Origin of the sequence: Kitasatospora sp. NPDC056783 (genome assembly GCF_042789895.1) — a bacterium.
Taxonomy (GTDB): Bacteria; Actinomycetota; Actinomycetes; order Streptomycetales; family Streptomycetaceae; genus Kitasatospora.
The window spans coordinates 1-10,178 of record NZ_JBHUAF010000111.1 but is presented as its reverse complement, the minus strand read 5'-3'; the positions used below and the strand labels follow the sequence as shown (position 1 = coordinate 10,178).

Here is a 10,178-nt window from a genome sequence, read left to right as displayed (position 1 = left end):
GTCGGTGGCAGGGCCGACCGGGCGCTCATCCGCGTTCGGAACCGGGGCGAAAGCCGCGCACTACCAGTCGTGAATCAGCCAGGCAATGGCAAGAAGCGAATCCAGTCGATCTTTCGTACTGGTTAGGCTTTCAAATGTTCGCACGGTTAAAGTTGTTTCCATGCATGCCTGGCCCGCCTCCGAGGTTCCCGCCCTGCCTGGTCAGGGGCTCCCCCTCCACATCCACGACACCGCAGCGGGCACGGTCCGCGAGGTCGTGCCGCTCGACGGCACCGCCCGGATCTACGTTTGCGGCATCACCCCCTACGACGCGACCCACATGGGCCACGCCGCCACCTACAACGCGTTCGACCTGGTGCAGCGCGTCTGGAAGGACGCCGGCCACGACGTCCTGTACATCCAGAACGTCACCGACGTCGACGACCCGCTGCTCGCCCGCGCGATCGAGACCGGTCAGGACTGGACCGCCCTCGCCGAGCGCGAGACGGCCCTGTTCCGCGAGGACATGACCGCGCTGCGCATGCTCCCCCCGGCGCACTACATCGGCGCCGTCGAGTCGATCCCGTGGATCGTCCCGATCGTCCAGAAGCTGCTGGCCTCCGGCGCGGCCTACGACGTGGACGGCGACATCTACTTCTCGGTCGACGCCGACCCGCGCTTCGGCGAGGTCTCCGGCCTCACCCGCGAGGCCATGCGCCCGGTCTTCGCCGAGCGCGGCGGCGACCCGGACCGCCCCGGCAAGCGCAACCCGCTGGACGCCCTGCTCTGGATGGCCGCCCGCCCGGGCGAGCCCGCCTGGGACACCGAGCTCGGCCACGGCCGCCCCGGCTGGCACATCGAGTGCGTCGCCATCGCGCTCCAGTACCTCGGGATGTCCTTCGACATCCAGGGCGGTGGCAGCGACCTCTCCTTCCCGCACCACGAGATGGGCGCCGCGCACGCCCAGGTCGCCACCGGCGCCCACCCGTACGCCAGGGCGTACGTGCACGCCGGGATGGTCGGCCTGGACGGCCACAAGATGTCCAAGTCCCGTGGCAACCTGGTCTTCGTCTCGGCGCTGCGCCGCGAGGGCGTCGACCCGGCCGCGATCCGCCTGGCGCTGCTCTCGCACCACTACCGCGCCGACTGGGAGTGGACCAAGGGCACCCTGGACGAGGCCGTCGAGCGCCTCGCCCGCTGGCGCGCCGCGGTCTCCCGCCCGGACGGCCCGGCGGCCGAGGAGCTGCTCACCGAGGTGCGCGCGGCCCTCGCGAACGACCTGGACGCGCCCGCCGCGCTGGCCGCGGTGGACCGCTGGGCGGCCCGGCAGGAGTCCGAGGGCGGCACCGACATCGGCGCGCCCGGCCTGGTGACCCGCACCGTGGACGCCCTGCTCGGCGTCGCGCTGTAGCGCTCGCGACACGCGTGAGGGGCGGTCGGGACGGATGTCCCGGCCGCCCCTCGGCGTACCGCCTCACTCCTCCTCGGAGCCGTCCGGGCTCTCCCGGCTGCCGCCCGGCGCCTCCGGATCGGCCGGCCGCTCCGCCGTCGCGTGCCCGGCCACCGGCTTCTCGCCGGTCGGCCCGACGTTCTCCCGGCGGCGCAGGTAGCGCTCGAACTCGCGGGCGATGGCGTCCCCGGAGGCCTCCGGCAGCTCCGCGGTGTCCTGGGCCTCCTCCAGCTGCTGGACGTACTCGGCCACCTCGCTGTCCTCGGCGGCCAGCTGGTCCACCCCGAGCTGCCAGGCCCGGGCGTCCTCGGCCAGCTCGCCCGGCGGGATGCGCAGGTCGAGCAGGTCCTCCAGCTTGTTGACCAGGGCCAGCGTGGCCTTGGGGTTCGGCGGCTGCGAGACGTAGTGCGGCACCGCCGCCCAGAGCGTCACGGCCGGGACCCCGGCGTGGGTGCAGGCCTCCTGGAGCACCCCGACGATGCCGGTGGGGCCCTCGTAACGGCTCTCCTCCAGGTCCAGCCGGCGGGCCAGCTCAGGATCGGAGGTGACGCCGCTGACCGGTACCGGGCGGCTGTGCGGGGTGTCCCCGAGCAGGGCGCCCAGGATCACCACCAGCTCGACGCCCAGCTCGTGCGCGATGCCCAGCAGCTCGTTGCAGAACGAGCGCCAGCGCATGCTCGGTTCGATGCCGCGGACCAGCACGAGGTCCCTGGTCGTCGGTTCCGTGACGCGGATCACCGAGAGCCGGGTGGTCGGCCAGGTGATCCGGCGGATGCCGCCGTCCAGCCAGACCGTGGGCCGGTTGACCTGGAAGTCGTAGTAGTCCTCCGCGTCCAGGGCGGCGAACACCTTGCCGCTCCAGGTCTCGTCCAGATGTGCCAGAGCCGCGGAGGCGGCGTCGCCGGCGTCGTTCCAGCCTTCGAAGGCGCAGACCATCACCGGGTCGATCAACTCGGGAACATCTTCCAGCTCGATCACCCAGCGTCTCCCTCCGGTCGGCGGTCGGGCCCGCGCCGCCCGGGGCGGCCTGCCCGGGCGCCGACCGGCCGGCTGCCGACTGTCGAACCTCTCGTCTCCCATGGAACGCCTCGCTCCATGGTCCCTACCTGCCCAGCCTACGGGCTTTGATGCGCACGGCGGCCGGGCACCGGGACAGTCTGGGGGAGCGGGGCGCCGCGATCCACCGGATATCACGGGACCCTCGGCTGACGAGCCGTCAGGTCGCGGCGGCGGCGAAGGGTGAGCGGACGGGGGCGTGGCGTGACGGCCGGGGTCCGCTATCCGGCGTCCACCCAGCCGTCGCGGTACGCCGCCCAGTGCTCGGGCCGCGCGGCGAAGTCCACGTACAGCGCGACGCCGAAGTTCTCCCGCCGCCCGTCCTCCCGGTCCAGGCCCAGCCGGACGCCCCGGACGGCGGCGCGGACGGTCTCCGCGTCGCCCCAGTGGCCCCACTTGTCCTCCTGGAAGAAGGGCAGGCCCATCAACAGGTCCACGCCGGCCGGGGTGGACCGCAGCGCGAGCTCGGTCTGCCGGGCGACGTAGCCGCCGTACAGCGGCTCGGTGGGCATCGACGTGTCGTAGCTCATCACCGCGATCTGGTCGACCCGCCGGGCGGTCTCGGTGAAGTACGCCCGGTCCCACCACTTGCCGTGGTCGGTGAGCAGGATGCCGGCCGTGTGCAGGCCCGGGACCGGGTCGATCTGCGGGGCCGCCACCGACAGCTTGGCGCCGCGCGCCGCGGTGACCGGGCGGACCTGGTCGAGCAGGGCCAGCCAGCCCGCCGAACCGGGGCGGATCGGCTCCATGTCGAAGTGCACGCCGTCGAAGCCGAGGTCCAGCACCTGGCCGGCCGAGGCGGTGACCCGGTCCCGGGTGGGGCCGTCCTCCAGGTCCAGGGCGTCCTTCTCCGGTTTGACCTCGTCGCCCAGCCAGGCCTGGAGGCGCACGCCCGGCAGCTCCCGGTGCACGGTGTCGGTGAACCAGCGGGCCCGGGGGTGGACGGCGGGCGGCAGCGAACCGTCGTGTTCCAGCGGGCCGGTGTGCACGTAGAGGTCCCGGATGCCGGTGCCGGCCAGCTGCCGCGCGAGCGCGGCCACGTCGGCCTCGGTCCTGCGGCCGTCCACCCAGGCGTGGCCGAGCCAGAGCGCGTCCCGGCCCCGGGTGCGGGCCTCGGCGTCGGGAGCGCCCGTGTAGTGCAGGCGGAACATGACGAAGACGGAGCCCAGCGCGGTGGCCGGAACGGCCACCGCGAGGGCCAGGGCCAGCAGGGCCCGGCGCCACCACGACCATGCCCGCCAGCGGGCGCGCAGCGCTCTGGCCGGGGCCGTCGAGGCCCGACCGGCACGGCGCGCGAAGGTCCGGAATCCGGCCACGCGCTTGCTCCCCCCTTGCGGTCGAGCGCTCAGGATACGGAATGGAACGGCGAGCCCACCCGCGGGCCGGATACCCTGGCGAGGTGCGTACCCGAGCAAGCGGGTTCGCAAAGCCGACAGCCGTCGCACCAGGGAGACGCCCCATGGCCATCGCAGCCGACCCGTCCGTCACTCAGCAGAGCCGCGCGAACGCGCTGCGCGAAGCGCTCGCCACCCGGGTGGTGGTCGCCGACGGTGCCATGGGCACCATGCTCCAGGCGCAGGACCCGACGCTGGAGGACTTCCAGAACCTCGAAGGCTGCAACGAGGTTCTCAACGTCACCCGCCCGGACATCGTCCGGTCCGTCCACGAGGCCTACTTCGGCGTCGGCGTGGACTGTGTGGAGACGAACACCTTCGGCGCGAACTTCAGCGCGCTCGGCGAGTACGAGATCGCCGAGCGGATCTTCGAGCTCTCCGAGGCCGGCGCCCGGATCGCCCGTGAGGTGGCGGACGCCCATAGCGCGGCCGACGGCCGCACCCGCTGGGTGCTCGGCTCGATCGGCCCCGGCACCAAGCTGCCGACGCTGGGCCACGCCCCGTACGAGGTGCTGCGCGACGGCTTCCAGCGGAACGCGGCCGGCCTGATCGCGGGCGGTGTGGACGCGTTGCTGGTCGAGACCAGCCAGGACCTGCTCCAGACCAAGGCCGCCGTCCTGGGCTCCAAGCGGGCCCTGGCCGAGGCCGGGCTGGACCTGCCGGTGCTGGTGCAGGTGACGGTGGAGACCACCGGCACCATGCTGCTCGGCTCCGAGATCGGCGCCGCGCTCACCGCGCTGGAGCCGCTCGGCGTCGACTACATCGGCCTCAACTGCGCGACGGGCCCGGCCGAGATGAGCGAGCACCTGCGCTACCTGGCGAAGAACGCGAGGATCGGCCTGTCGTGCATGCCGAACGCGGGCCTGCCGGTGCTCGGCAAGGACGGCGCCCACTACCCGCTCTCCCCGGCCGAACTGGCCGACGCCCACGACGTGTTCACCCGGGAGTACGGGCTGTCGCTGGTCGGCGGCTGCTGCGGCACCACGCCCGAGCACCTGCGCCAGGTGGTCGAGCGGGTCCAGGGCCGCCCCATCGCCCCGCGTGACCCGCGGCCCGAGCCCTCGGCGGCCTCGCTGTACCAGGCGGTGCCGTTCCGGCAGGACACCTCGTACCTGGCGATCGGCGAGCGCACCAACGCCAACGGCTCGAAGAAGTTCCGCGAGTCGATGCTGGCCGGCGACTGGCAGGCCTGCGTGGAGATCGCCCGCGACCAGATCCGCGACGGCTCCCACCTGCTGGACCTGTGCGTGGACTACGTCGGCCGCGACGGCGTCGCGGACATGAGGGAGATCGCCGGCCGGCTGGCCACCGCCTCCACCCTGCCGATCGTGCTGGACTCCACCGAGCCGCCCGTGCTGCGGGCCGGCCTGGAGGCGCTCGGCGGGCGCGCGGTGCTCAACTCGGTGAACTACGAGGACGGCAACGCCCCGGACTCGCGCTTCGGCAGGATCGCCTCGCTGGCCCGGGAGCACGGCGCCGGCCTGATCGCGCTGACCATCGACGAGGAGGGCCAGGCCCGCACCGCCGGGAAGAAGGTCGAGATCGCCGAGCGGCTGATCGACGAGCTCACCACCGACTACGGCATCGACGAGGGCTCGATCCTGGTCGACTGCCTCACCTTCACCCTGGCCACCGGCCAGGAGGAGTCCCGCCGGGACGGCATCGAGACCATCGAGGCGATCCGCGAGCTCAAGCGCCGCCGCCCCGCGGTGCAGACCACCCTGGGCCTGTCCAACATCTCCTTCGGCCTCAACCCGGCCGCCCGGGTGGTCCTCAACTCCGTCTTCCTGCACGAGTGCGTGGAGGCCGGCCTGGACTCGGCGATCGTGCACGCCTCCAAGATCCTGCCGATCTCCCGCATCCCCGAGGAGCAGCTCGAGGCCGCCCTCGACCTGGTCCACGACCGCCGCCGTGACGGCTACGACCCGCTGCAGCGCCTGCTGGAGCTGTTCGAGGGCGTCTCCTCGGCCTCGGTCAAGGCCTCCAAGGCCGAGGAACTGGCCGCGCTCCCGCTGGAGGAGCGGCTGCGGCGCCGGATCGTCGACGGCGAGCGGGGCGGCCTGGAGGCCGACCTGGACGAGGCGCTGACCCTGCGCCCGGCGCTGGAGATCATCAACGACACCCTGCTGTCCGGCATGAAGGTCGTCGGCGAGCTCTTCGGCTCCGGCCAGATGCAGCTGCCGTTCGTACTCCAGTCCGCCGAGGTGATGAAGACCGCGGTGGCGCACCTGGAGCCGTTCATGGAGAAGTCCGACAGCGAGGGCAAGGGCACCATCGTGCTGGCCACCGTCAAGGGCGACGTCCACGACATCGGCAAGAACCTGGTGGACATCATCCTGTCCAACAACGGCTACAACGTCGTCAACCTGGGCATCAAGCAGCCCGTCTCGGCGATCCTGGACGCCGCCCAGGAGCACAACGCGGACGTCATCGGGATGTCCGGGCTGCTGGTCAAGTCCACCGTGATCATGAAGGAGAACCTGGAGGAGCTGAACCAGCGCAAGCTGGCCGCGTCCTTCCCGGTGATCCTCGGCGGCGCCGCCCTCACCCGGGCGTACGTCGAGCAGGACCTCCACGAGATCTACGAGGGCGAGGTCCGCTACGCCCGCGACGCCTTCGAGGGGCTGCGGCTGATGGACGCGCTGATCGCGGTCAAGCGCGGTGTGCCGGGTGCGACGCTGCCGGAGCTGAAGCAGCGTCGGCACGCCCGGGTGGAGGTGGAGGAGCCGGAGCCGGAGGTGAACCTCGGCCAGATCCGCTCCGACGTCGCCGTCGACAACGCCGTGCCGACCCCGCCGTTCTGGGGGGACCGGATCGTCAAGGGCATCCCGTTCGCGGACTACGCCTCCTGGCTGGACGAGGACGCGCTGTTCAAGGGGCAGTGGGGCCTGAAGGCCGCCCGCGCCGGCGACGGCCCCTCGTACGAGGAGCTGGTGGAGACCGAGGGCCGGCCGCGGCTGCGGGCCTGGCTCGACCGCCTGCAGACCGAGGGGTGGCTGGAGGCCGCCGTGGTCTACGGCTACTACCCGGCGAACTCCAAGGGCGACGACCTGATCGTCTTCCACGAGGACGGCACCGAGCGCACCCGCTTCACCTTCCCGCGCCAGCGGCGCGGGCGCCGGCTGTGCCTGGCGGATTTCTTCCGTCCGGAGGAGTCGGGGGTGCGGGATGTGGTGGGTCTTCAGGTGGTGACGATGGGCAACCGGATCTCGGAGGCGGCGAACGAGTTGTTCGCGGGCAACTCGTACCGGGACTATCTGGAGCTGCACGGCCTGTCGGTGCAGTTGGCGGAGGCGTTGGCGGAGTTCTGGCACGCGCGGGTCCGTTACGAGCTGGGTTTCTCCGGTGAGGACCCGCAGGACGTGAAGGACATGTTCGCGCTCAAGTACCGCGGCGCCCGCTTCTCGCTCGGCTACGGGGCCTGCCCGGAGCTGGAGGACCGGGCCAAGATCGCCGAGCTGCTGCGGCCGGAGCGGATCGGCGTGGTGCTCTCCGAGGAGTTCCAGCTCCACCCGGAGCAGTCCACCGACGCCATCGTGATCCACCACCCGGAGGCGAAGTACTTCAACGCCCGGTAATCCGGGGTTCGCGCAGCGTTCGCTCCTTCCGGACGAAGCGGGCGTATCCTTGATGATCCTGAACGGGCCGGTCCGCTCACCAGCGGGCCGGCCCGCGCCTTCCCCGGGCACGTCCCGGGCCTGCCGGAAGGACCCCCACCATGACGACCAGTCCCACCGCCACGCGCGTCCTCGACCACGGGGACGGCCGCGGGCTCCAGGCGGTGCTGCTGGACATGGACGGGACGCTGGTGGACACCGAGGACTTCTGGTGGCAGGCCGAGGCCTCGCTCTTCGCCGAGCTGGGCCACGAGCTGGACGAGGCGGACCGCGCCCACGTGGTCGGCGGCCCGATGACCAGGGTGATGGACTACCTGGTCGCCCGCACCGGGGCGGACATCGCGCCGGCCGACCTCGGCGTGCTGGTCAACCAGCGCTTCGTCGACCTGCTGGCCGGCGGCGTGCCGCTGATGCCGGGCGCCGAGCGGCTGCTCAACACCCTCGCCGCGCACGGCGTCCCGGCCGCCCTGGTGTCCGCCTCGCACCGGCACGTGATCGACATCGTGCTGCGCTCGCTGGGCGCCCACCACTTCGCCTTCACCATCGGCGGGGACGAGGTGCCGCGCACCAAGCCGTTCCCGGACCCGTACCTGGAGGCGGCCCGCCGACTGGGCGCGGAGCCGTCCCGCTGCGTGGTGATCGAGGACACCCCGACCGGGGTCCGGGCGGGTGAGGCGGCCGGCTGCCCGGTGATCGCGGTGCCCTCGGTGGCGCCGGTCGAGCCGGCTCCGGGGCGGCTGGTGCTGCCCTCGCTGGAACGGGTCGACCTCGACCTGTTGCGCTCCCTGGTCGCTTCGCGAGTGTGATTGTCATCTCACCGAGGCCCCGACCTACTTGCCGGTAAGTGGCCTGCCGGGGCTCCCGGAGAGAGTCTCCGGGGGAGAAAACGGGCAATGGCTGACAACTCGTCGAACGCGCCGTGATGCCCTGAACCACCGTGTCCCAAACGTCACCTGAACGAGTACCGGTCGTACGTGTTCGATGTGGCACGCTACTCGGGTTCGTGCCACCCAGAAGGACGCGCCTCGTGAAGACTTCAGTTGAACGCCTGGCAGTACTCGGTTGCGCCGGCCTGGTCACCGTGTCGGTGGCCGGTTGCGGATCCATGACCGACGTGGTCAAGGGGGACGGCGGCAAGTCGATCACCATGGGCACCAGTCAGCTGACCGGTGTCCTGGACCCGGCGGCCGCCTACGACGCCGGCTCCTGGATGCTGCTGCGCAACACCTTCCAGTCGCTGCTCACCTTCCAGGCCGCCGCCAGCGCGCCGTCCCCGGACGCCGCGCAGTCCTGCGAGTTCACCAACGGTGAGGCCACCGAGTACCACTGCACCCTGAAGCCGGGTCTGAAGTTCTCCAACGGACACCCGCTGACGGCCCAGGACGTGGTCTTCTCGATCGAGCGCACCAAGAAGATCAATGACCCCACCGGCCCGGCCGAGCTGCTGGACTCGATCAAGTCGGTCGAGGCCAAGGGCGACAACGAGGTGCTCTTCCACCTCTCCACGCCCGACGCCACCCTGCCGGCCAAGCTGGCGAGCCCGGTCGGCGCCATCGTCGACCACGCGTACTACCCCGCCGACAAGGTCCTCCCGAACGACAAGCTGATCGGCTCCGGCCCGTACCGCTTCGACGCGCTGGAGCAGTTCAACGGCGGCAAGCAGCTGGGCAAGGTCGTCATGGCGCCGAACGACAAGTACAGCGGCGAGGCCAAGCTGCGGAACAACAAGTTCACGGTGCGGTACTTCGACAAGGCCGAGGACCTGAAGTCCGCGCTGGACAAGGGCGAGGTCGACCTCACCGACAACAGCCTGGAGCCGAACACCGCCGCCCAGGTCCGCTCCGACCAGCAGGGCGGCAAGACCGACCTCCAGGTGACCGAGGGCGACAGCAACGACACCCGTTCGCTGGTCCTCAACACCAAGGACCCGCTGATGAGCAACGTCGCCGTCCGGCAGGCCGTGGCCCAGATGATGGACCGCAAGGCGCTGGCCCGCGACGTCTTCGCCCGCACCGTCCAGGCGCTCTACTCCATGGTCCCGGCGGGTCTGCCCGGCCACACCACGGCCTTCTTCGACCGCTACGGCGACCAGGACGTGAACAAGGCGAAGAAGATCCTGGCCGACGCCAAGATCCAGACGCCGGTCAAGTTCACCCTCACCTGGTCCCGTTCGCGGGCCGGCAGCAACGAGGCCGAGACGCTGAAGAAGCAGCTGGAGAACGGCGGCGTCTTCCAGGTGAACCTCGTCCAGGAGTCCGACTGGGACTCGTACCGCAAGGGCTGGAACGAGGGCAAGTACCAGGCGTACATCATCGGTTGGTTCGCCGACTACCCGGACCCGGACAACTACCTCGCCCCGCTGCTCGTCAACGGCGGTGCCTACCACCACGGTTGGGACGACCCGCGGATCAGCGGGCGGCTGGTGCCGGACGGCCTCAAGCAGACCGACCGCAGCGCCGCGGCCGCCACCTACGCGCAGATCCAGCAGATCGAGGCCGAGAACGTGCCGCTGATCCCGCTGTACCAGAACAAGTCCTTCTACGCGGCCCGCTCGTACGTCACCGGCGTCGAGTCCACCGTCGACACCACCGGCTACTTCCGCTTCTGGGAGATCAGCCGGACCAACAAGTAGTCCCGGCAGCAGTACGGCGGCCCGCCCGCTCCTACCGTCCGGTACGGGGG

The 10,178-nt window shown here is 71.4% G+C and carries 6 protein-coding genes; 4 read left to right on the top strand and 2 right to left on the bottom strand.

Going from position 1 to position 10,178, the window contains the following annotated elements:
* Positions 1-160 precede the first annotated feature (160 nt).
* On the top strand, positions 161-1,390 hold the full coding sequence (mshC, locus tag ACFRMQ_RS18080) for a cysteine--1-D-myo-inosityl 2-amino-2-deoxy-alpha-D-glucopyranoside ligase (RefSeq protein WP_380731453.1): 1,230 nt from the start codon (positions 161-163) through the stop codon (positions 1,388-1,390).
* Positions 1,391-1,453: 63 nt separating this feature from the next.
* Here mshC and ACFRMQ_RS18075 read toward each other — a convergent pair whose 3' ends face one another.
* Together ACFRMQ_RS18075 and ACFRMQ_RS18070 are read right to left on the bottom strand one after the other, a co-directional pair.
* Positions 1,454-2,407 (bottom strand): PAC2 family protein, encoded by a 954-nt coding sequence (locus ACFRMQ_RS18075; protein ID WP_380731452.1) that lies wholly within the window; start codon positions 2,405-2,407, stop codon positions 1,454-1,456.
* Between the two features lie 299 nt (positions 2,408-2,706).
* Positions 2,707-3,801: a hypothetical protein gene (locus ACFRMQ_RS18070; protein ID WP_380731451.1), complete on the bottom strand. Its 1,095-nt coding sequence runs from the start codon at positions 3,799-3,801 to the stop codon at positions 2,707-2,709.
* A 143-nt stretch (positions 3,802-3,944) separates the two neighbouring features.
* On the opposite strand from ACFRMQ_RS18070, the gene metH reads away from it, so the two are divergent.
* The 3 genes from metH (at position 3,945) to ACFRMQ_RS18055 (ending at position 10,128) form a co-directional block, all read left to right on the top strand.
* On the top strand, positions 3,945-7,457 hold the full coding sequence (metH, locus tag ACFRMQ_RS18065; protein WP_380731450.1) for a methionine synthase: 3,513 nt from the start codon (positions 3,945-3,947) through the stop codon (positions 7,455-7,457).
* Between the two features lie 140 nt (positions 7,458-7,597).
* A complete protein-coding gene (locus ACFRMQ_RS18060; RefSeq protein ID WP_380731449.1) occupies positions 7,598-8,302 on the top strand; it encodes an HAD family hydrolase in 705 nt (234 codons plus the stop codon).
* A gap of 221 nt (positions 8,303-8,523) precedes the next feature.
* Positions 8,524-10,128: an ABC transporter substrate-binding protein gene (locus ACFRMQ_RS18055; protein ID WP_380731448.1), complete on the top strand. Its 1,605-nt coding sequence runs from the start codon at positions 8,524-8,526 to the stop codon at positions 10,126-10,128.
* Positions 10,129-10,178 lie beyond the last annotated feature (50 nt).

Bases quoted from the DNA above. Each gene is read 5' to 3' on its own strand.
- mshC (WP_380731453.1), top strand. From the start codon at position 161: ATGCATGCCTGGCCCGCCTCCGAGGTTCCCGCCCTGCCTGGTCAGGGG.
- ACFRMQ_RS18060 (WP_380731449.1), top strand. From the start codon at position 7,598: ATGACGACCAGTCCCACCGCCACGCGCGTCCTCGACCACGGGGACGGC.
- metH (WP_380731450.1), top strand. From the start codon at position 3,945: ATGGCCATCGCAGCCGACCCGTCCGTCACTCAGCAGAGCCGCGCGAAC.